This is a genomic window from Blautia sp. LMAG:89, assembly GCF_008679485.1.
GTDB lineage: Bacteria > Bacillota > Clostridia > Lachnospirales > Lachnospiraceae > Blautia_A > Blautia_A fusiformis.
Window position 1 is genome coordinate 412778 of sequence record NZ_NANC01000003.1, and the last position, 22985, is coordinate 435762.

A 22985-nucleotide genomic window follows, 5' to 3' on the forward strand; every position below is an offset into this window, starting at 1 on the left:
AGGGAATGTGAAAAAATATGCTGATCAAAGTGATAGAACCAATTGTATATCTGGTAATTATTATTAATCTGGTGATCGCTATTTCTTATAAAAGAAAATCAAAAAAGACACCAGTTAAGGTTGTCGCACCAATTGTTATATTAGGAATCGGACTCTTTGTTTGCGATACAGTGTATACTCACCGAAGTTTCAGTTCTGTGGAGAAAGCCGTGGAAGCATATGGTGATAATGCTGAGATCATCCGTATTCTGCAGGGAGAAAATTCTACATATGTTATCATGGATAACGAAGGAACAGTAGAGGGAAAGATTTTTCCGGAAAGTTCTGGGAAATGGAAATTGCCGGATTCTATATTTTATGGTACAGGCAGAGAGTATCAAGATGTAAAGATAAATATCGATATGTCAACGATAGAAATTAATGGGGAATGGTATGTACTGGTAGTACCGAATGATGATAATTATGTAATAGCCGATGTGAAGGATTCTGTGGGAACAAAATTTCTGGAAGCAGAAAATAACAAAAATGAAAAGATATGTTATGGATACATGGAACACAAACCGAAAGATTATTGGATTTCTGTAAATGGAGAGAAAATATCACTTGATTAAAAGAATATGTATTAGAAAAGAAAGAGGTAATTATACAGAAAAATGATCGACGTGTTGAGCAAATCTATTTATTTGTGCGTATATGCTCTGATGTTTACTGGATTACTGAAATCTTTTTATTTCTATTTGGCGCCGGTCGGTGTAATGGAAATTTTGGCGGTTCTGGTAAGCCTGATGATCTCAAATATTCTATTTATTCCTACGGTTATTATACCGTCAAGATGGAAAACCCCTTATAATGTGCCGGATAGTTATAACTGTCAGAATCCATTTTATGTACACGGTATGTTAAATGACAAAAAGGAATCGAAATATGCTCTTCCTATCAGGAAAAACGGAAAGTTAAAAAGTTTTTTGTTTTTGCGAAAAATAATGATTCTGTGGCTGGGAGTGTATTTTACATATCTGGGGATGCAGTATGTAAATCCAGATATAAATAGTACAGTGATAGAAATCCTTCTGAATATCTCGCTGGCTTTTATGATTATGGCAAGATCATGCATGTGGATATTTTATGTGAAATTTTATAAAAAGAATTATAAATATCCAACAGATAAAGAAGGAAATTGGGCGCCATTCAGTTTTCTGTGCCAGAATATCAATATGTATTATGAAAATCCGGTGTGTTACAGGGATTTACAGATACATTCTGATGTAATGGAAAAAGGTTTTGGAATTTATCAATATATAAATACGTATAAAGCTCCTCGAAATGGAAAAACTTTTTTCTACAGATATGACAAAACAGATGAGATACATATTCTGGCATATGTAAAAACAGATCTGTTTCAGGAAGCGGATATCGGAAAATTAAATAAAGCTTTTGTAGAATTTTGGAAACAATATATTACAACGAAAGAGGAAAAAAAGGAAATATATTTTTCCTTTGTGCTGGAAGTAGAAGATGATAATCGTGTTCTGAAGAGCATTGTACGGAATAATTCAGGGATAATGATGTATAAAAGACGATACCGTCTTGGAGCGATATATAACCGTTATTATAATCGCCTGGAAATCCTTCCGGTATATAGATATTCGAGATATAAAAAACAATATGAGAAAATGAAAAAAGATCTGTTGGATTGTCTGGGCATATCGGATGTTGTATAGGCCTGACGACTAGGGGGGATCATAATAAACCGAAAAAGAAAAAAAAATATACCTGAAAAAATTTTGTTATTTTGTATTTTATTTTTGTCATATCGTTGGATTTTTGAAGATGATGGATTCACATTTGGAATAGCCGGTTTGGGATATTTGGCATTGACTGGATGGGTATTCAGATGTGGCGAAACACCGGATCAGGATATTTCTTCGGAAAGTGTAGATGAAAATCCTCTATATGTTTATTCGGTCACAACCGAGTCAGCCATGACCGAATAAAAAATATGTACATATCTACTCCTTAAACCTGCAAAGTGCCTTCTGTTGTGCTCCATAAATGGAGTGATTTCCGTTGATCAGATAAGCGAGGATGCATACCAGGATGAGGGGAAGGGTATTTCGGGTGCCGAAGACTTCCAGGCCGATGAGGATCGGGGCGATGAGGGTGTTGGTGGCGCTGCCGAATACTGCGGCGTAGCCAAGTGCTCCACAGATCATCGGAGGGATCCCGAGGATGGAACCTAAGACGACTCCAAGGGAAGCGCCGATGGAGAACAGTGGCGTTACTTCGCCACCCTGAAAACCGATGGCAAGTGTAAATACAGTAAACAGAAGCTTCAGAATCCAGTCATATCCATAGATCGTTTCTCCGGCAAAGGAAGCGGAGATGAGATTGGTTCCAAGACCTGTGTAGCGTCCGCCGTGGATCACAAACAGCAGAGCTGCCAGTGGAATGGCCAGGACACCGATGCGGATCAGCGGATTTGAGATTTTTTCCCCGAATAATTTCTTTGCTTTCTGAAGAAGTACGGAAAAGCATCGTCCTGCTAGACCAAAGGCAAGTCCGAGAGCAATGAGAGAGATCATGCTTCGGAGATCGGTCACAGTCCAGGTGTCTTGGATATCCACAGCAAATTTTTCCAGTCCCAGGAAATGAGAGGTGAAGGAGGCTGTATATGCGGCGATAAGTGCCGGCAGCAGCGCATCGTACTCAAGATATCCGGCAACGATCACCTCCATGGCAAAAAATACAGCGGCTAATGGCGTCTGGAACAGACCGCCAAAACCGGCAGCCATACCGGTGATCAGCATGACAGGCTTATTTTCCCGGATATGCAGCCTGCGTCCTGCCTCGTGAGAGAGTGTAGCACCGATCTGCACGGCAACACCTTCACGGCCGGCACTTCCTCCGAAGAGATGAGTGATCCAGGTGCCGAGCATTACCAGAGGGACAAGGGCCAGAGGAATCTGGTCTCTTTTTTTCTGCCCGGTTTCGAAGATCAGGGACATGCCCTTTAAGCTTAAGGTGCTGAAATGATGATACATCCACACAATAAGAAGTCCGGCCAGAGGCAGGAAGGGCAGCAGATATCGCCAGTGTGCGGTGCGAAGATCAGAGATCGCCAGCAGGCCCCGGCCGAAGATGGTATCTACGATCCCGACGCAGATTCCCACCACCACTGCAAGGACAGCATATTTCAGCTGCAGGATCCGATGTTCTTTTTGGATAGTTTCTTTTGTCATAGTAACTCCTTTCAATCTCCCGGATCTTAAAAATCCATCAAAAAAAGCTGGTAACCCCGTGCATTGCACAGAAGTCATCAGCTCATTGGCGGTTTCGATAAAGATCGGGGGAGAACTTCATTCCCTTTCTGCCTGAGAGTATAGCATCCGAGGCTGATATCGTCAATAGTCAGACGGAAATCCGGAGTATCTTATTTGCTACAGGTGTGCTATGATTAAACAAATCGGCAGGTTACGGGTGAAGCAGCAAAGCGTAATATGCTGCGACTAAGACTTGCACATATGAGAATGTAAAAATAACGGAGGAGACACCATGGAAGAACCAAGAATTGACAAAACGATCTATACAGGAAGACCGGAGAACACAGAGGGGCGTCTGGAGAAGGAAATCGCAGTGTACGATTTTCTGGACAGTCTTGGGATTGAATATAAAAGAGCAGATCATGAAGCACTGATGACCATGGAGGCCTGCGAGGCAGTGGATCAGCTTCTGGGAGCGCAGATATGCAAAAATCTTTTTCTCTGCAACCGTCAGAAAACAGATTTCTATCTTCTGCTGATGCCTGGAGAGAAGCCATTTAAAACAAAATTTCTGTCCAAACAGATCGGAACAGCCAGACTTTCCTTTGCAGACGGAGAGCAGATGGAGGAATATCTGAACATTACCCCGGGATCCTTAAGTCTGATGGGACTGATCTTTGACAGAGAAAAGAAGGTACATCTGGTGCTTGATAAAGAAGTCCTGGATGAAGAATATTTCGGATGCCATCCGTGCATCAATACTTCCACTTTGTTAATGAAGACCAGTGATGTAAAAGAAAAAATCCTGCCGGCGCTGGGCCACGAATATCAGGTGGTCGAGCTTCCGACAGAATAAAAATCAACGTATGGGTGTAAAGTCCTTTTTGTTGGACTCTGCTATGATGTAATGGGGGCGCTGCTTGACCTCCATATAGGTTTTGGCTATGTATTGTCCCATGATACCCAGGCAGAAAAGCTGCAGGCCGCCGATGAAGATGATGACACAGATGGTGGAAGCCCAGCCTGGGACCGGATCATCGAAGATCAGCTTTCGGACGATGATGGCTACCAGGACCAGAAAGGAAAAACCGGTCATGGTCGTTCCGAACCAGGAGGCGATGGTCAGCGGTACCTGAGAGAAATTGATGATGCCGCTGACTGCGTATTTAAACAGCTTCCAGAAGTTCCATTTGGTTTCACCGGCTACGCGTTCGATATTTTTGTAGGGGAGCCAGCAGGTGCGGAAACCGATCCAGCCGAATATTCCCTTGGAAAAGCGGTTGTACTCACTCATGGAGACAATGGCATCCACCATACTGCGTTTCATCAGACGGAAGTCTCTGGCACCGTCCACAATATCTGCATCCGAGATCTTATTGATCAGCTGATAAAATTTCCGGGCAAAAAAGCTCCGGATAGGTGGCTCTCCGTCACGGCTGACACGTCTGGTGGCAACGCTGTCATATTCTCCGGATTCCAGCTTCTCCAGCATTTCCGGAAGAAGGGACGGCGGATCCTGAAGATCAGCGTCCATCACTGCTACATAATCGCCGCCGGCATTGCAGAAGCCTGCATACATGGCAGCTTCCTTTCCAAAGTTTCTGGAAAAAGAAAGATAGATCACATGAGGATCCTTTTCGGAAAGCTCTTTTAAAATCTCAAGGGTTCTGTCTCTGGAACCGTCATTCACAAAGATCAGCTCATAATCACAGTTCATTTGCCTGAGGACAGAAGTGGCTTCCGGGTAAAAAAGCGGAAGAGATTCTTCCTCATTGAAGCATGGTATAATTAAAGAAATCATTTTTTGCCTCGTTTTCCAGATCATAAAAAATGATCATTTTGGCGGTTATCTGTAGTCCGCCCTGGTTTCAGGTTGCTTTTGGATGGATACTATCATATCATATTTGTCCGGAATCGGCTATAAAACAGGGGATTTTTTTCTTGCACCGCTGTTTTTTTGTGATAAACTGTAAAAAAAGACAGAAAAAAAGATAAACAAGAGGTGTGATATGCTGGAAAAATTTAACAGCTTTATGGAGAAGTGGATGGCTTTTGTGACGCCGGCTTGTCTGCTTACGGGGGTACTGTTTCCGGATATTGCGAAGCATGGCGTACCCTATGTGACGTATGCTTTTGCGTTTATGACCTTTATCGGCGCACTGAAATCCAGATTCCGTGATGTGGCAGATGTGTTTAAGCGGCCGCTTCCGCTGATCCTGATGCTGCTGGTCCTTCATGTGCTGGGACCGGTGGCCGCCTGCGGTCTGGGACATCTTCTGTTCCCGGGCAATATGAATTATATCACAGGAATGGTGCTGGAATTTTCCGTACCTGCAGCGGTGATCAGTTTGATGTGGGTGTCCATTTATAATGGAAACAGTCCGCTGTCACTTTCGCTGGTTGTGATCGATACGATCCTGGCTCCCTTTCTGATCCCGTCAGTATTGAAGCTCCTGGTGGGCTCCAGCGTAAAAATGGATACTGTGGGAATGATGAAGGAGCTGGTTTTCATGATCGCTCTGCCGGCAGTCCTTGCCATGTGCCTTAATGAAGTCAGCCATGGAAAGGTTATGGAGACCTGGCCGAAAAAGCTGGCGCCTTTTTCAAAAATGTGCCTGATCTTTGTGGTAACTTCCAATTCCTCCAAGGTTTCTCCTTATATGAAGCATCTTAACGGAGAACGGCTGGAGGTAGCAGCAGCGATCCTGGTCCTGGCAGCAGGGGGATATGCCATCGGCTGGATCATTGCCATTCTTACAAGGCAGGATAAAGCGGCAACGGTTTCCATGATCTATGGTTCCGGAATGCGGAACATCAGTGCCGGTGCGGTGATCGCGGGAGCGTATTTTCCGGCGGAAACATTATTTCCGGTTATGATCGGAACGTTATTTCAGCAGATCCTGGCGGCTTTTTACGGAAGTATGATGCGCCGGGTCCAGACCGGACAGCAGGAAAGGGAGAAGGAGCATGGAGTTTCAGCATGAATTGATCATTCCCAATGAAGGATTTCCTTTTAAGCTTTTTCTTTTTGAAGGAAGAAACGGAAATTATGTAAGGGAAAAACACTGGCATACTTCGATCGAGATCTTTGCGGTGATGGAGGGGAGCCTTTATTTCTATATCGATGAGAAAGAGTATCCGCTGAAGGCAGGGGAGTTTCTGATCATTAATTCCAATGAAGTACATTCTATTCAGGCGCCAGTACGTAATGAGACCATCGTACTGCAGATCCCGCTGAAGCAGTTTTCGGATTATTTTACCGCTCAGAGGTTCATCCGTTTTCGGAGCAGAAACGAAGAGTCTGAGGAAACAGACAGGCGGATGGTTTCTCTGATCCGGGAGATGTATCGGGTGTACGTATCCGGGGAAACGGGGTACGAATTCCGTATCAGGGCAGTGTTCTATGAAGTCCTTTATCTTATGGTTTCCGCATACAGGGAAACAGAGGTGGAGGAGAATGCGCTGAAGATCAGCCGCAGATTGGATGCTTTGTCAAAAATAACCACTTATATGCGGGAGCATTACAAGGAGGATCTCAGGCTTTCCGGACTTGCAGCCATGTTCGGATATTCCGATGCATATCTGTCAAGGATGTTCCGGAAATATGCGAAGGTCAATTTTAAGACATATTTACAGGATATCCGCATGGCATACGCCTATAAGGAGCTTTTGAATACAGATCATACCATCAGCTCCATCGCACTTGACAACGGGTTTGCAAGCAGCAGGGCTTTTTCCAGGGAATTTGTAAAGCGTTACGGGATCCTGCCGGGAAGAGTGGAGCGTCAGAATCATAAAAATGTCAAAAAAGTGCTATGAATGAGTCAAGAAAAGCGGCGAAAAGCATACCATGATGTGGTATGCTTTTTTCAGTTCAAAACGAAGATACAGAGAAGCTGTGAAACAGTAATTTTGTAAGGAGGGTTAAATCGTGAAAATTCAGAAAGTAACAGATCCGGCTTTCCGCAGATACGGAAAGGTTCTGGAGGGATACAATTTCGGTCCGCTTCTGAAGGAGATGAAGCATACACCGGTTCCGGAGGATGTGGTATATGTTCCGTCAGCAGAGGAGCTGGAAGCTCTCGATGTGGAAAAAGAGCTGAAAAACAGAGCGTTTGGTGGATTACCTGTCCAGATTGGATATTGCAATGGTCACAATAAAAAGCTGAATGCCCTGGAATATCATCGGAATTCCGAGATCAATGTAGCAGTGACAGATCTTGTACTGCTTATCGGACATCAGCAGGATATAGAAGAGGATCTTACATACGATACCTCAAAGGTGGAGGCATTTCTGGTACCGGCAGGAACCGGGATCGAGGTTTATGCCACAACGCTCCACTATGCACCGTGTCATGTGAATGAGAGTGGATTTCAGTGTGTAGTTGTTCTTCCGAAAGGAACCAACACAGAGATTGATTTTCCGATGTCAGAGGACGGAGAGGACGGTCTGATGACAGCCAGAAATAAATGGCTTATCGCTCATGAGGATGCGAAGATCGAAGGCGCATTCAACGGATTGAAGGGTGAAAATATCACACTTGACTGATTTTGGGTGAAGTGAATAGTTACAAACGAACAATAATATCACCGGTGGAAAATCTGCCGGATATAAAAAGGAGAATGAAGATTATGAACAACATGCCAGAAGTTAAGATCGGAATCGTTGCAGTCAGCAGAGATTGTTTTCCGGAAAGTCTTTCCGTAAACAGGAGAAAAGCTCTTGTAGAAGCTTACACAAAGAAATACGATGCAAAGGATATCTACGAATGTCCGGTCTGTATCGTAGAGAGTGAGATCCATATGGTCCAGGCTCTGGAGGATATCAAAAAAGCAGGCTGTAACGCACTCTGTGTATATCTTGGAAACTTCGGACCGGAGATTTCTGAGACCCTTCTTGCAAAGCATTTCGAGGGACCGAAGATGTTCATCGCAGCAGCTGAGGAAACACAGGATAATCTCTGCCAGGGACGTGGAGATGCTTACTGCGGTATGCTGAATGCAAGCTACAACCTGCAGCTTCGTAATGTAAAAGCCTATATTCCGGAGTATCCGGTAGGTGATGCAGAGGACTGCGCGGATATGATCCATGAATTCCTTCCTATCGCAAGAGCAATCGAGGGATTGAGCAACCTGAAGATCATCAGCTTCGGACCGCGTCCTACAAACTTCCTTGCCTGCAATGCACCGATCAAACAGCTTTACAACCTTGGCGTTGAGATCGAGGAGAACTCAGAGCTGGATCTTTTCGAGGCATTCAACAAGCATGAAGGTGATGAAAGGATCCCGGCGATTGTAAAAGAGATGGAAGAAGAGCTTGGTGCGGGAAACAAGAAACCTGAGATTCTTCCGAAGCTTGCACAGTACGAGCTGACTCTGAAGGACTGGGTAAGAGATCACAAAGGATATCGTAAATATGTAACACTGACAGGAAAATGCTGGCCTGCATTCCAGACACAGTTTGGATTTGTTCCATGTTATGTAAACAGTCGTCTGACAGCACAGGGCATTCCGGTATCCTGTGAGGTTGATATCTATGGTACATTAAGTGAGTTTATCGGACAGGTAGTAAGTGATGATATCGTTACACTTCTTGATATCAATAACTCCGTTCCGAAGGATATGTACAAAGAATCTATCGAAGGAAAATTCAACTATACACTTCAGGATACCTTTATGGGATTCCATTGTGGAAACACAGCATCCAGCAAGCTGTCCTTCTGTGAGATGAAATATCAGATGATCATGGCAAGATCCCTTCCGATCGAGGTTACAAACGGAACTCTTGAGGGAGATATCAAGCCTGGAGATATCACCTTCTATCGTCTGCAGAGTACAGCGGACAACAAGCTTCGTGCATATATCGCACACGGCGAGGTTCTTCCGGTTGCAACACGTTCCTTCGGTGCTATCGGTGTATTTGCAATTCCGGAGATGGGACGTTTCTACCGTCACGTGCTGATCGAGGGAGGATTCCCGCATCACGGTGCTGTAGCATTCGGACATCACGGAAAAGCTCTCTTCGAGGTGTTCAAATACATTGGTGTACCGGTTGAAGAGATCGGTTACAATCAGCCGGCAGGCGTGAGATATCCGACAGAGAATCCTTGGAGATAATTAAAACAGGCAGGTAAGATCATCCGTACGTGCTGCCTGATACAAGCAAGTCCCCACTCGCTGCTTATTACTTTTCGTAACCCCGCAGGGGACGTTCTTGATTTGGTTAAATATGATTCAGAAACCGCGGGCTCTCAGGCGTGCAGGCGCTGCGAACTGAGAGCTGCGGTTTCTGTATTTACAGGAGGAAAAATCACTATGTATTATATTGGCGTTGATCTTGGAACTTCCGCTGTAAAGCTTCTTCTTATGGAAGGATCCGGAAAGATCTGCAACATCGTATCAAAAGAATATCCGCTGTTCTTCCCCCATCCGGGCTGGTCTGAGCAGAATCCGGAGGACTGGTTCGCCCAGAGCATGGAAGGGATCAAAGAGCTCACAGAAGGGATTGACCGCAAAGAAGTAGCAGGAATCGGTTTTGGCGGCCAGATGCACGGTCTTGTAACTCTGGATAAAGATGACAATGTGATCCGTCCGGCGATTCTCTGGAATGACGGCCGTACCGGTGAGGAGACGGAATATCTTAATACGGTTATCGGAAAGGAAAAACTTTCTCAGTATACCGCAAACATTGCATTTGCAGGCTTCACTGCACCAAAGATCCTCTGGATGCAGAAGCATGAACCTGAGAATTTCAAAAAAGTGATAAAGATCATGCTTCCGAAGGATTATCTTGCCTATCGCTTGAGTGGATCCTTCTGCACAGATGTATCCGATGCTTCCGGTATGCTTCTTCTGGATGTGAAAAACCGCTGCTGGTCAAAGGAAATGCTTGAAATCTGCCATATCACAGAGGAACAGCTTCCGAAGCTGTATGAGAGCTGGCAGGTAGTCGGAAACCTGAAAGCGGAAGTTGCAAAAGAGCTTGGCTTCTCAGAAGATGTGAAGGTTGTAGCAGGTGCAGGCGACAATGCTGCGGCAGCTGTGGGAACAGGAACGGTTGGCGATGGCCAGTGCAATATTTCCCTTGGAACATCCGGTACGATCTTTATTTCCAGCAAAGATTTCGGAGTAGATGAAAACAATGCACTGCATTCCTTTGACCATGCAGATGGAAGCTATCATCTGATGGGATGCATGTTAAGTGCTGCTTCCTGCAACAAATGGTGGTCAGAGGAGATCCTTAAGACAAAGGATTTTGCGGCAGAGCAGGCACCGATCCAAAAGCTTGGCGAGAATCAGGTATTCTTCCTTCCATATTTGATGGGAGAGAGATCTCCGCATAACAACCCGGATGCAAGAGGCGTATTTTTCGGAATGTCCATGGATACCACGAGAGCAGATATGACCCAGGCAGTTCTGGAGGGAGTTGCTTTCGGACTTCGAGATTCCCTTGAGGTTGCAAGAAGCCTCGGGATCCATATTGAGCGCACCAAGATCTGCGGCGGCGGAGCTAAGAGCCCTCTCTGGAAAAAGATCATTGCAAATGTGATGAACCTGAAGGTGGATGTGCCGGAGAATGAGGAAGGCCCGTCCATGGGCGGTGCAATGCTGGCAGCAGTAGGCTGCGGCGAATACCCGGATGTGGAAACGATCTGTAATAAGCTGGTCAGGGTAGTAGATACGGTAGAACCGGAACCGGAGCTGGTTGCAAAATATGAAGAAAAATACCGGAAATTCCGCAAACTGTATCCGGCAATGAAAGAGTTGTTCAGATAACAGCCATTTTCACGGATAAATATTGTTATGCTTCATAGGTATGGAGCACTGAACGGTTAAAGATCAGGAGCATGTCACAGCTCCTGATTTTTTCTGTACTGTCTTGGTGTACAGCCCTTGATTTTCGTAAAGACTTTTGTGTAATAATTAGAGTCCGAAAAACCGGACAGCAGTCCTGATTCTGTGATAGAACAGGAGGGATTTTCCAGATATTCCAGGCTGCGTTCAATGCGGTATTCCTGGATGTATCCGAAGAGAGTGATATTCATGCATTTTTTGAAAAGCCGGCTGCATTCGCTGGGACTTAAGTGGATCAGGTCTGCAACATCATTCAGGAGGATCTTTTCAGAGTAGTGTTCTGCGATATAGGACATGATCTGACGGATGCGGCGGTAGTTTTCTTCATCCTGACCGGATGGAAGAGTTGTCCGGGAGATCGTATTTTCATACAAGATCTTCCAGAAGTGCTGCAGTCTGGCGATGATCTCAAATTCATACATGGGTTCCCGGCTACTGTCCAGGTCGATGATGTCACGGATATCTTTTATGGCCTCGGAATGCCATTTACAGGATAGATCAAGCGGTACGGCGGACAGGGAAAAGCTTCGGAGGATCGGTTCTGTATATTTCTGGAAAAGAAGGCTTCCCGAAAATCCGTAGATCAGTTTGGGGTCAAAGGTTATGGGGATATACTGACAGTCCTGATCCTGATACATATATCCGGCATGAAGGGCATTGGCATTGCCAAAGATTGCCTGTCCCTCTTTCAGGTGAAAGGTATTCTGATTGATCTTGTAGAGCATTTCGCCTTTTTCGATATAGGTAAGCTCGATCTCCGGATGCCAGTGCCACAGAAAGGAACCAGTCTCATAGCCGGAAAGCCGCTCGTAGCTTACCAGGAATGGGAAGGAGCTGTCTCCGTGTTTTTTCAGTTCTTTTCCGGCGGGATCTGTGATGATCTGCAAGGTGTTACCTCCTTCCTTCTGTGCGCGGATTCTGAAGTGTATATCTGCTTTTCATAGTGAAATTTATTTTATCAGAAAAGGCAGAAAATGCAAAGGGATATTCCGGGATCACCACAAAATAATACGGTTTTTACACAAAATTGTTATGGACAGAAAAGACGGAACTGTTATAATAAAAGTACATGAAGCGTTACTATTCACTGGTAATATTCCGCGCATTGCGAAGTGTGTTGCTGAGAACGGAGTGAACAGTAACCATGAAGCGTGACAGAGCGGAAGATTTTTTCAGGTTCTTCCGGATCTGGGGTGTAAACTATATAACAGGAGGAAGAAAAAATGGGAACAATTAAAATTCCGGCAGCAGACGTGCTGAAAAAAATCTATGGTGAAACAGAGGAAAGCAGCGCCCGTTATACCAATCTTGCTGTAAATTTCGAGAAGAAATATCATCATGACAAGGCAGAGTTTTTTACTGCTCCGGGCCGTACGGAGATCATTGGCAACCATGTGGATCATAACGGCGGTCAGATCATTGCTGCAAGTATCGATCTGGATACCATCGGTGCTGCTTATCCAAACGGAACCAATGTGATCCATATGATCAGTGAGGGTTACAAACAGGAAGTAGTTGTTGATCTTGACAAGCTCAGCACAGAAACCTATACAAAAGGTACAGATGCTCTTGTTGCAGGTATTATGGAGTATATGCAGAAAAAAGGCTATGCTACCGGTGGATTTGACGCTTATGTTTCTACCAAGGTTATTGCCGCTGCAGGTGTAAGCTCCTCTGCTTCCTTTGAGATGCTTGTATGTGCGATCACCAATTATTTCTTTAATGAAGGTAAGCTGGAGTATGGCGAGTATGCGAGAGCAGGTCAGTATGCTGAGAATGTTTACTGGAAAAAGGCTTCCGGTCTGATGGACCAGATGGCTTGTGCTGCCGGTGGTCCGATCCTTCTGGATTTCTCTGATAAAGAGAATATCAGCTGTGAGAAGATCGCATTTTCCTTTGAGGATATGGGCTGCAGACTTGTGATCGTAAATACCGGTAAGGGCCATGCAGATCTCAGTGAGGAATATTCTTCTATTCCTATGGAGATGCGTGAGGCTGCGAAGGCTATGGGCGTAGAGCTTCTCTGTGAGTCCAATATGGAGAATCTTCTGGCACATGTGAAGGATATTCCGAATGACCGTGCTGTTCTTCGTGCGATGCATTTTTATGAAGAGAACAGACGTGTTGCAGATGCTGTGAAGGCTGTTGAGAATAAAGACGGTGAGGGATTCCTGCGTCTTCTTGAGGAGTCCGGTAATTCTTCCTGGGAGTGGCTGCAGAACTGTTATTCTCTGCAGAATTGCAAGGAGCAGAAGATCACGTTGAGTCTGGCGCTTACCAAGCTGTTTCTGAATAAGATCGGTGCTGGTATCTGCAGAGTTCATGGTGGTGGTTTTGCAGGAGTTATCATGTGCGTGCTTCCGATCGAGAACGCAGATGCGTATGTGGACTATATGGCTCAGTATGTTGGAAGGGAAAATGTCTATCCGATGAATATCAGGAGTACAGGGGCTGTTCATGTTGAGTAATTTTTGACGGCATAACGAACGTCATGGAGGGCGATTCGTTTCCGAATGCGGCTTTGGCGGCATCCGGAAATGAATCGCCCTTTGCGCTGTACTATGATTTTTTATTTTTTAATCAAAATTTTATGATTTGTTTCTGATTTAAATTTATGGGTTATGGTATAATGAGAAAAATTTTAAGAGAGTAATAAAAAAGAATTTGCAGAAGTTTTCAAGGTGAGGTTTCTGGAGTTGTTTTGAGTTTTGTTTTTTTCATTATATTTCATAAGAAAGGTTTGACATATTTATGAGCAGAAGAGAGTTTCTTGAGGTTTTACGGGGGCAGCTGTCCGGACAGATGACCCAGGGGAGAGCTGCGGCTCATGTGCGGTATTATGAGGATTACATTCAGTCTCAGGTCCGGAACGGTCGAAGTGAATCAGATGTTCTGGCAGAACTGGGGGATCCCAGGCTGATCGCCAAGACTTTGATCGATACAGATGACAGTGCAGCTGTTTATGATGAGTCTGGTTATTCTGAAGAGAGCTACGGTGCAGATGATTATGCGGATAATGGGACGGAGAGCAGTGCCGGAAAGGCAAGAAGCTTTAAACTGGATCTGAGCACATGGTATGGGAAGGCAATCGTGATCGCCATTGCAGCGTTAATTGTGATACTTTTAACAACTGTTTTGGTGGCAGTTGCTCCATTTTTGATAATTTTTGGTATAGTTTTGTATTTAATATCCTGGTACAGGAAGAAAAAAGTGTAATTGTTCCACAACAGCTGTGAATTAAAAACAATTTCCGTGTAATGAAATGGATTGCTTGTGAAAAAAGTATTTATAAGATTTGCATAAAAAATACGTGTTTGGTCTTGATTTATAGTGGATTTTACTGTATAATCTGGATTAACAAGTTGAGATTGTGTCTGTTTTGTATAAAAACAGATGATGCCATTGAGAAGAGAGAACGGCAGAAGATATGCATCGAAGGATGCGTTATTTTCTGCCGATTTTTTTATCTATTTTTTTATGGAAGGTGATCAGAATGGATTGCCTTATTGAGGCACGGTAAATTGTATAAAATAGATAAAAAAATAATTATTATTAAATGATAATTGTATAAAATAAATAAAGAAATATTGAAAAATAGAGAAATAACTGTTGATTATATGCAAGAAATATGTTATCATTTGGTAAAAAGTTGGTAAAGATAACAAACGCGCAAATACAAAGGAGGGTAGTGGGAGGGCATTTTTGACAGCAGAACGTAAATGAGAGTTTTGCTTAATGTATTGGGGTAATTGCTGGAAGATATAACGGAAATGTTTTTCAGCAGAATGTGTAATGAGCAACATGATCAGCACTGTCAGGGGGACAGAGATATCGTGATGATGCAGCTGATCGGTAGTACGTAAATTTATGAAAAGCAGGTGATATACAATGAAAAGTAAAAAATCTTTTTTCAGGACAGTGGAGCCCTATCTCTATCTGGTTCCTGTAATGATCCTTTTTATACTGTTTGTATTCTGGCCGTTCGTTAAGACGATCCAGCTGAGCTTTGCCAGAACCACACCTCTTGGTCAGGTGGCACAGTATGTAGGACTTGACAACTATACGAATATTTTTACAGATGGAACGTTCCTTAACAGTTTGGTGACAACACTGAAATTCTCTGTTATGCGAGTTATCCTTTCTATTGTGCTCGGTTTTATACTGGCGATCATCAGTACAGAGAAGATCAGGGCAAAGGGATTTTTCCGTACTGTATATGCACTTCCGATGGCTATTTCCGCAGCAGCGGCATCTGTAGTGTTCATGTTTATTTTCCACAGCTCTCTGGGTATCCTGAACAGGGCGCTCGGAACTCATATCGGATGGCTGACAGATAAGAAATATGCACTGATCGCAGTTACGATCGTTAGTGTATGGATGGCGATCGGTATGAATTTCATTTACCTTACTGCAGCGATCCAGAGTGTACCGGCTGAGCTTTATGAGAGCGTTGCCCTGGATGGAGCGAATTTCTTCCAGAAGCACCGTCATGTAACGATTCCGTCAATCTCTCCGACACTGTTCTTCCTTCTCATCATCAATGTCATCAACTCCGTACAGGCATACGCAGAGTTCAAGATGATGACCCAGGGCGGACCGGCAGAGAGTACCAACGTTATCGTGTATGAGATTTACCAGGAGGCATTTATCAACAGCCGTTTCGGTGTGGCCTGTTCAGAATCCGTAATTCTGTTTGTTATTTTGATCATCCTGACTGCACTGCAGTTTAGACTGGAAAAGAAGGTGACCTACTGATGAAAGAAAAACCATATGTAAAAGTGGCGATGTATGCGCTGAATATTATTTTTGCAATTATTATTATTGTTCCTGTTATCTACTGTTTCAATGTTAGTATGATGGATCTGAAGGAGATCTACGGCGGAAAGTTCTGGCCGTCCCATCTGACTATCGAGAACTACACAAGAGCATTTCAGCTTGCACCGTTCTTTACCTTCATTAAGAACTCACTGATCGTATCCGGTGTTATCACATTTGCTCAGGTCGTTACAGGTGCTCTTGCAGCATATGCTTTTGCAATGATGGAGTTCAAAGGCAAAAAGGTCCTGTTCTATATTATGCTGGCAACCATGATGATCCCGAGCCAGGCGATCATCATCGCAAACTACCTGACTATTGCTGACTGGGGTATCCGTAATACATACGCAGCGCTGATCCTTCCTAATGCAGCAGCAGCTTTTGCAGTATTCAACATGCGTCAGGCATTCCTGACACTGCCGAAGGAGATCCATGAGGCGGCAGAGATTGACGGATGTACAAATTTCAAGTTCTTATATACCATCGGTGTTCCGCTTATCAAACCATCACTGGGTGCTCTGATCATCTATGTATTCCTTCAGAGCTGGAACTACTATCTGTGGCCACTGCTTGTAACTGACAGTGTAAATATGAGAACAGTTCAGATCGGTCTTGGTATGCTCCAGGGTGCTGAGGCAACAGACTTCCGACCGGTTATGGCCGGTGCTATGGTTATCCTGATTCCGTCGATCCTTGTATTTATCATTGGCCAGAAGCAGATGATCAGTGGTCTGACAGCAGGTGCTGTTAAGGGTTGATCCAATCACATAAGAGCAAGTAGCAAAAATGTTAATTTGTCCGACCTGTATTGGGGCGGGTCGGACCATTATAAAAGGAGGGTTTTTATATGAACAACAAAAAATGGATGGCGATTCTTTTAGGAGGAATCATGGCTGCATCTCTGGCAGCTCCGTGCTCAGTAAGTGCAGCTGAGAAAACAACACTTACATTCTGGCATGCAATGGGCGGCACAAACGGTGAGGTGCTTCAGCAGATCGTGGATGATTTCAACGCATCCCAGGATGAGATCGAGATTAAAGCTGAGTATCAGGGAACCTATGATGATACCATCACAAAACTGAAAGCTGCTATGCAGAGTGACTCCGGTCTTCCGGATGTTTGCCAGATGTATGACGTAGGAACAAAGTTCATGTATGACAGTGGTGCTGTCATTCCTGTAGAAGACAAATTTGAGAGCACAGGCTATGATAAGAGTTCCGTTATGGATGTTATCAGCAGCTACTATACCGTAGAAGGCAAGCAGTATGCAATGCCATTTAACGTATCCACACCTATGCTGTATTACAACAAAGACGTATTTGAGGCAGCAGGACTTGATCCTGAAACTCCTCCGACAACTTATGATGAGGTTCTTGAGGATGCCAAGAAGATCGTAGAGAGCGGAGCAGCTCCGGTTGGTTATTCACAGGCTATTTACGGATGGTTCTTTGAGCAGCAGCTTGCAGGACTTGGCGTAACATACGGAAACAATGACAATGGACGTACAGAGGCAGTTACAGCTGTTGATTTTGATTCCAACGGCGGCGGTCTGAAAGTATTTGACATGTGGAAAAAGCTGTATGATTCCGGATATTTCGAAGATTACGGAACAACAACAGCAGATACGCAGACAGCGTTCTTCTCCGGACAGGTTGGTATGATCATCGAGTCTACTGCTATCCTGAAAAACGCAGTTGATTCTTCTCCGTTCGAAGTTGGTACAGGATATCTCCCGAGAATCGAGCAGAATGATGAAGGCGGTGTTATCATCGGTGGTGGATCCCTGTGGCTTACAGATACAGGTAACGAAGCTAACGAAGATGCAGCATGGAAATTCATCGAGTACATCACAACTCCTGATGTACAGGCTAAATGGTCCATGGGCACAGGATACTTTGCAATCAACGAGAAAGCTTATGAGACAGATGATATGAAGGCTTACCTCAAAGAAAACCCGAATTTCGAGACAGCTATCAACCAGCTGAAGGATTCTCCTGTAAACTGCAATACAGCAGGTGTTCTCTCCGGCGTACAGACAGAAGCCCGTCTTACATTCAATGAGATCATGCCGCAGGTATATGATGGCAAGCTCACAACTCAGGACGCTGTTGATCAGCTTGCAGCTTCTGTAAACAAAGCAATCGAGAACTATAACGAGTCTATTAAATAATCAGAATGCCCTCTGATCAGTAGATAGAGCAACAGATAGGGATACCGCCGCCGGGCGCCGGTATCCCTGCTGTTTTACATGCTGTGAGACTACAGATCATGTATATCCGGGGTATAGGATCATATGAAAAACTGTGTAGTGAGACGGACGGAGTGAGTCCGGCTGACTAGACAGCTTTCGAATGGAGTGAGTGTGGCCTGCGGCGTTCGTGCAGGGCAAAATGAAGTGATGCGCCATTGGCGTTATCACCGGCAGAAAATAATGTTACAACAGGAAAGGAGCAAATTTATGGGCGGAATTCTCGGAGCATGTAATGCAATATCGGATTATTTGCACACTTTAAATATGGGATCGACGCTGTTTCGGCTGATTCTTGCGATGTTTCTTGGATGTCTGATCGGTATTGACCGTGGAATGAAGAAGCGTGTGGCAGGTGTAAAAACACATATGATCGTCTGTATGGGGGCAACTCTGGTTATGATGACGGGCGATTTTATCCATGTATATTCTAATGGGGCAGGGATCGGAGATACTGCACGACTTGGCGCACAGGTTGTCAGCGGAATCGGTTTTCTCGGAGTGGGAACCATCATCGTGACCGGACAGAGACATGTATCCGGTCTTACGACAGCAGCCAGTCTTTGGACTTCCGCGTGCATCGGACTTGCTGTGGGGATCGGTTTTTACAGCGGTGCGATTTTTACCACGCTGGGACTTATTCTGGTGTTCAAATATGCGAAATATATAGAGGTTTATGTGGAAGAGCATTCCAATACCTATGACGTATATATGGAGTTTGAAAATGAAGACAAGATGAGTATGGTCATAAAGAAGCTTCGGGAAGAGGATATCCTGATCTCCAACGTAGTTATCATCAAAAAGAGATCCAAAACACAGAGTGTGGTGATCCAGGCAACAATGGAGGCTGCCAAATGGAAAGCACGCCATACTGTATTTCGTGAGGTAAGACAGCAGGAAGGAGTTATTTCTGTGGAGGAAATATGATCGGGAATCGGGAATACAATGAAACTTATCATGTTTTTGAGAAAGTTAAGAGCATGTTAAAGAAAAAACGATGTATTTTACGAAAAATGCACTTGAAATATGAAGAATAGTCTGATACAATGAATACAAAGTGAAGAAGGAATCTGATTCAGCTTGCTGAATACAGAGAATGCCATTGAGAACAGAGACCGGCATGAAGACACATGGATAAGTGTGTTTTTATGCCGGCTATTTTTATGCGCAAATGTTAATGTTTCAAAAGGATTACAAGGGTTACAAAGGGTTACGGCATAAAAATAATGGCATATTCACTTGAAAGATTGCTGTTCGTAAGCAGTACTCCTCGCAGAATATTTACCTGCGGACGGCAATGCTTGTGTTGCAACGGATATTCTGCTGTTTCCGGCGCAGAGAAAGCCGGGGACAGTTCAGAAGATCCGCAAACAGGAAAGGAGAAACAGATCTATGTATGATGTGATCATTATCGGAGCAGGAGTTTCCGGAGCGGCAGCGGCGAGAGAGCTTTCAAGATATCGGCTGAAAATCTGCGTTCTGGAGCGAGAAGAGGATGTATGCTGTGGAACTTCCAAGGCAAACAGCGGAATCGTTCATTCCGGTTATGATGCAGAACCGGGAAGCCTTATGGCGGAACTGAATGTGAAGGGCAGCAATATGATGGGACAGCTTTCGAAGGAACTGGATTTTCCTTTTAAACAGACTGGTTCACTGACTGTCTGTACAACTGAGAATGGAATCGCCATGCTGCATAAGCTGCGTGAAAGAGGACTGAAAAACGGAGTAGAGGGACTGAGGATCCTTGACAGAGAAGAGGCACTTGCCATGGAGCCGAATCTGTCTGATCAGGTGCTGGCAGCGCTGTATGCACCGACAGCCGGAATTGTCTGTCCCTTTGAGCTGAACATTGCAATGGCAGAGAATGCATATAACAATGGTGTGGAATTTAAATTTGACACAGAAGTAAAGAACATTCGAAAACAGGAAAAAGGTTTTGTTGTGGAAACCTCAAAGGGTGATTTTGAGACAGGCTGTATCGTCAATGCTGCCGGTGTCTATGCGGATGTTTTTCATAATATGGTAAGTGAGAAAAAAATGCATATCACTCCTCGTAAGGGTGAGTATATGCTTCTTGATAAAAGTGCAGGAACACATGTGAATCATACGATCTTTGCACTTCCAAACAAGAGCGGAAAAGGAGTTCTGGTAACACAGACTGTTCATGGAAACCTTTTGATCGGACCTACAGCTACGGATCTGGAGGATCGGGAGGAAACAGCAACTACCTCGGAGGGTATGGAGACAGTAAGCGTCAAATCCGGTAAAACAGTAAAGGATATTCCACTGCGGAAGGTGATCACAAGCTTTGCGGGACTCCGTGCTGTCGATGATGGTATGGATTTTGTGATCAAAGAGGTGGAGGATGCACCCGGATTTATCGATTGTGCAGGAATTGCATCACCGGGACTTACTAGCTCACCGGCCATTGGCTGTATGATTGCTGACATCGTAAAAGAAAAATTACATCCGGAAGTAAATCCGGATTTTGATCCGGTGAGAAAAGGGATCCTGGATCCGTCAGAGTTTTCTCTGGAAGAAAGAAATGAGCTGATCAAAAGATCACCGGAATATGGAAATATCATCTGCAGATGTGAGATGATCTCTGAGGGAGAGATTCTGGATTCGATCCGAAGACCTCTCGGAGCGAAATCTCTGGATGGAGTAAAACGTCGTACAAGAGCAGGAATGGGAAGATGTCAGTCAGGCTTTTGCTCTCCCAGAACAATGGAGATCCTCAGCCGGGAGCTTGGCATTTCCATGGAGGAGATCACAAAAACAGGCGGAGATTCCAGACTGATCGAAGGAATCAACAAGAAAATTGCAGAGGAGGGCGAGAACCATGAGTGATAAGATTATGGTGAAGAGAGATATCGTGATCATAGGCGGAGGCCCTGCAGGACTGGCAGCAGCCCTGGCTGCAAAGAAAGAGGGAGCAGAGAGTATCCTGATCCTGGAACGTGATAAGGAACTGGGCGGGATCCTGAATCAGTGTATCCATAATGGATTTGGCCTTCATACATTTCAGGAGGAGCTGACAGGACCGGAATATGCGGCACGCTTTATCCGGATGGTAAAAGAGCAGCAGATCGAGTACCGGCTGAACACCATGGTCATGGATATCAGCCAGGATAAGGTGATCACTGCCATGAGCCGCCAGGAGGGAATGTATCAGATCCGGGCAAAAGCTGTGATCCTTGCCATGGGCTGCAGGGAGAGACCGCGAGGTGCACTGAACATTCCGGGATATCGACCGGCAGGCATTTATTCAGCGGGAACAGCACAGCGCCTTGTAAACATGGAAGGATTTATGCCGGGAAAAAAAGTAGTGATCCTGGGATCCGGTGATATCGGACTGATCATGGCCAGACGTATGACGCTGGAAGGCGCAGAGGTTAAGGCAGTGGCAGAACTGATGCCATATTCCGGAGGCCTGAAGCGAAATATCGTGCAGTGTCTGGACGACTTTGGGATCCCGTTGAAGCTTAGCCATACAGTGGTTGACATAAAAGGAAAAGAGCGTGTGGAAGGAATCACTCTTGCAGAGGTAGATGAAAACAGACGCCCGATTCCCGGTACAGAGGAATTTTTTGAATGCGATACGCTTCTTCTTTCTGTTGGTCTGATCCCGGAGAATGAGCTTTCCGGACAGGCAGGTGTGAAGCTGAGCAATGTGACTTCCGGACCGGTGGTAAACGAAAGTCTGGAGACAAATGTAGAAGGTATTTTTGCCTGCGGAAATGTTCTTCATGTTCATGACCTGGTGGATTTTGTTTCGGAGGAAGCCGGCAATGCAGGAAGAAATGCGGCTCTCTATATAAACAACAATGGAGAGGACAAAATACCGGAAGAGATAAAGATCACGCTTTCGCCCAAAAACGGTGTCCGCTATACAGTGCCGTCTGAGATCCGTACCGGTCATATGGCGGAGGAGCAGCTGGTCCGCTTCCGTGTGGGAAATGTATATAAAAATTGTTACATCCGTGCATATCTGGATGGAGAACGGATCTTTTCCAGAAAAAAACAGGTGGCAGCACCCGGAGAGATGGAACAGATCAAATTGAAAAAAGAGCAGCTTCTTTCCATTCTGGAAGGAAAACAGAAACAGGATAAACATGAACTTGTGATCCAGGTGGAGGAGTGATGAAAATGGAAAAAAGGAATCTTACTTGTATCGGATGTCCTATGGGATGCGCCCTTCTGGTGGAAATGAATGGAAAAGAAATCATTTCCGTCACAGGAAATACCTGTAAAAAAGGTGCGGAATATGCAGTGAAGGAAGTGACAGATCCGACCAGGATCGTGACAACGACCGTTCGTGTGAAGAATGGAAGTATGCCGGTGGTGTCCGTGAAGACAGCACAGGATATTCCGAAAGGAAAGATTTTTGACTGTGTGGAAGCACTGCGGGATGTATGTGTGGAAGCGCCGGTTCAGATCGGGGACGTGATCCTGGAGAATGTAGCAGGCACAGGCGTGGATATCGTGGCTACAGGAAATGTGAAGCAGATCATACAGTGATCTGCAAAGGATATATATATGGCAAACTGTATGCTTATAATATGTCAGCCCTCCGGCAGACAAAGCGAATAAAATAAACCTGAAAAGGCTTTTTTATCGCTTTGTTTGCCATGAAACAAAATATACAAAATGCACAAAAAATATTAGTGCTTAAAAGAATAATTAATTAAAAAATAACAAAAAAATGCACAAAAGTCGATAAAAAATGTTGAATATAAATAAATGCTATGATATAATCAGAAATATGAATTAGCAAAAATGCTCATAACGATGTGATGCATTGAATG

The 22985-nt window shown here is 44.5% G+C and carries 20 protein-coding genes and 1 riboswitch; of the genes, 17 read left to right on the forward strand and 3 right to left on the reverse strand.

Annotated features, from left to right (window positions below):
• Window positions 1-17: 17 nt before the first annotated feature.
• The gene (locus CCC70_RS02215; protein WP_110102830.1) at window positions 18-611 is read left to right on the forward strand and encodes a hypothetical protein; all 594 of its coding nucleotides are present in this window, start codon (window positions 18-20) and stop codon (window positions 609-611) included.
• A 516-nt stretch (window positions 612-1127) separates the two neighbouring features.
• Complete coding sequence (locus CCC70_RS02220) at window positions 1128-1721, forward strand: hypothetical protein (protein ID WP_287084173.1); 594 nt, start codon at window positions 1128-1130, stop codon at window positions 1719-1721.
• A 288-nt stretch (window positions 1722-2009) separates the two neighbouring features.
• On the opposite strand, the gene CCC70_RS02225 is transcribed toward CCC70_RS02220, so the two are convergent.
• Complete coding sequence (locus CCC70_RS02225) at window positions 2010-3239, reverse strand: chloride channel protein (RefSeq protein WP_270389582.1); 1230 nt, start codon at window positions 3237-3239, stop codon at window positions 2010-2012.
• A gap of 61 nt (window positions 3240-3300) precedes the next feature.
• A riboswitch (Fluoride riboswitch) is annotated at window positions 3301-3373 on the reverse strand.
• 179 nt (window positions 3374-3552) lie between these two features.
• On the opposite strand from CCC70_RS02225, the gene CCC70_RS02230 reads away from it, so the two are divergent.
• Window positions 3553-4116, forward strand: coding sequence for a prolyl-tRNA synthetase associated domain-containing protein (locus CCC70_RS02230; protein ID WP_173753955.1), 564 nt, complete (start codon window positions 3553-3555; stop codon window positions 4114-4116).
• 3 nt (window positions 4117-4119) lie between these two features.
• Here the strand turns inward: CCC70_RS02230 and CCC70_RS02235 are convergent, their stop codons facing one another.
• Window positions 4120-5061, reverse strand: coding sequence for a glycosyltransferase family 2 protein (locus CCC70_RS02235; RefSeq protein WP_015527465.1), 942 nt, complete (start codon window positions 5059-5061; stop codon window positions 4120-4122).
• A gap of 208 nt (window positions 5062-5269) precedes the next feature.
• On the opposite strand from CCC70_RS02235, the gene CCC70_RS02240 reads away from it, so the two are divergent.
• The 5 genes from CCC70_RS02240 (at window position 5270) to xylB (ending at window position 11036) form a co-directional block, all read left to right on the forward strand.
• Complete coding sequence (locus CCC70_RS02240; protein WP_186582405.1) at window positions 5270-6244, forward strand: bile acid:sodium symporter family protein; 975 nt, start codon at window positions 5270-5272, stop codon at window positions 6242-6244.
• Window positions 6228-7079: an AraC family transcriptional regulator gene (locus CCC70_RS02245; RefSeq protein WP_118608656.1), complete on the forward strand. Its 852-nt coding sequence runs from the start codon at window positions 6228-6230 to the stop codon at window positions 7077-7079. The genes CCC70_RS02240 and CCC70_RS02245 overlap by 17 nt, the downstream gene beginning before the upstream one ends.
• A gap of 112 nt (window positions 7080-7191) precedes the next feature.
• Window positions 7192-7809 carry a DUF4867 family protein gene (locus CCC70_RS02250; RefSeq protein WP_114002067.1) on the forward strand — a complete coding sequence of 206 codons (618 nt, stop codon included), beginning with the start codon at window positions 7192-7194 and terminating at the stop codon, window positions 7807-7809.
• Window positions 7810-7892: 83 nt separating this feature from the next.
• The gene (locus CCC70_RS02255) at window positions 7893-9377 is read left to right on the forward strand and encodes an L-fucose/L-arabinose isomerase family protein (protein WP_110102823.1); all 1485 of its coding nucleotides are present in this window, start codon (window positions 7893-7895) and stop codon (window positions 9375-9377) included.
• A gap of 198 nt (window positions 9378-9575) precedes the next feature.
• A complete protein-coding gene (xylB, locus tag CCC70_RS02260) occupies window positions 9576-11036 on the forward strand; it encodes a xylulokinase (RefSeq protein ID WP_186582406.1) in 1461 nt (486 codons plus the stop codon).
• A gap of 74 nt (window positions 11037-11110) precedes the next feature.
• Here xylB and CCC70_RS02265 read toward each other — a convergent pair whose 3' ends face one another.
• Window positions 11111-12001: an AraC family transcriptional regulator gene (locus CCC70_RS02265; RefSeq protein ID WP_173753950.1), complete on the reverse strand. Its 891-nt coding sequence runs from the start codon at window positions 11999-12001 to the stop codon at window positions 11111-11113.
• 345 nt (window positions 12002-12346) lie between these two features.
• On the opposite strand from CCC70_RS02265, the gene CCC70_RS02270 reads away from it, so the two are divergent.
• The 9 genes from CCC70_RS02270 to CCC70_RS02310 all read left to right on the forward strand — a co-directional run bounded on the left by CCC70_RS02270 (window position 12347) and on the right by CCC70_RS02310 (window position 22698).
• A complete protein-coding gene (locus tag CCC70_RS02270; protein ID WP_118608689.1) occupies window positions 12347-13582 on the forward strand; it encodes a galactokinase in 1236 nt (411 codons plus the stop codon).
• A gap of 283 nt (window positions 13583-13865) precedes the next feature.
• Window positions 13866-14330: a DUF1700 domain-containing protein gene (locus CCC70_RS02275; protein WP_022426942.1), complete on the forward strand. Its 465-nt coding sequence runs from the start codon at window positions 13866-13868 to the stop codon at window positions 14328-14330.
• Window positions 14331-15002: 672 nt separating this feature from the next.
• Window positions 15003-15869, forward strand: a complete 867-nt coding sequence (locus tag CCC70_RS02280; protein WP_022426943.1) for a carbohydrate ABC transporter permease — start codon at window positions 15003-15005, stop codon at window positions 15867-15869.
• The gene (locus tag CCC70_RS02285) at window positions 15869-16687 is read left to right on the forward strand and encodes a carbohydrate ABC transporter permease (protein ID WP_021651865.1); all 819 of its coding nucleotides are present in this window, start codon (window positions 15869-15871) and stop codon (window positions 16685-16687) included. The genes CCC70_RS02280 and CCC70_RS02285 overlap by 1 nt, the downstream gene beginning before the upstream one ends.
• 89 nt (window positions 16688-16776) lie before the next feature.
• Window positions 16777-18099 carry an ABC transporter substrate-binding protein gene (locus CCC70_RS02290; protein ID WP_186582407.1) on the forward strand — a complete coding sequence of 441 codons (1323 nt, stop codon included), beginning with the start codon at window positions 16777-16779 and terminating at the stop codon, window positions 18097-18099.
• Between the two features lie 288 nt (window positions 18100-18387).
• Window positions 18388-19104, forward strand: coding sequence for an MgtC/SapB family protein (locus CCC70_RS02295; protein ID WP_015527451.1), 717 nt, complete (start codon window positions 18388-18390; stop codon window positions 19102-19104).
• A 465-nt stretch (window positions 19105-19569) separates the two neighbouring features.
• Complete coding sequence (locus tag CCC70_RS02300) at window positions 19570-21027, forward strand: NAD(P)/FAD-dependent oxidoreductase (protein ID WP_287084174.1); 1458 nt, start codon at window positions 19570-19572, stop codon at window positions 21025-21027.
• A gap of 7 nt (window positions 21028-21034) precedes the next feature.
• A complete protein-coding gene (locus CCC70_RS02305) occupies window positions 21035-22321 on the forward strand; it encodes an NAD(P)/FAD-dependent oxidoreductase (RefSeq protein WP_186582413.1) in 1287 nt (428 codons plus the stop codon).
• Between the two features lie 5 nt (window positions 22322-22326).
• Entirely contained in the window at window positions 22327-22698 is a 372-nt protein-coding gene (locus CCC70_RS02310; protein WP_244791228.1) for a DUF1667 domain-containing protein, read from the forward strand.
• The last annotated feature ends 287 nt before the right edge of the window (window positions 22699-22985 follow it).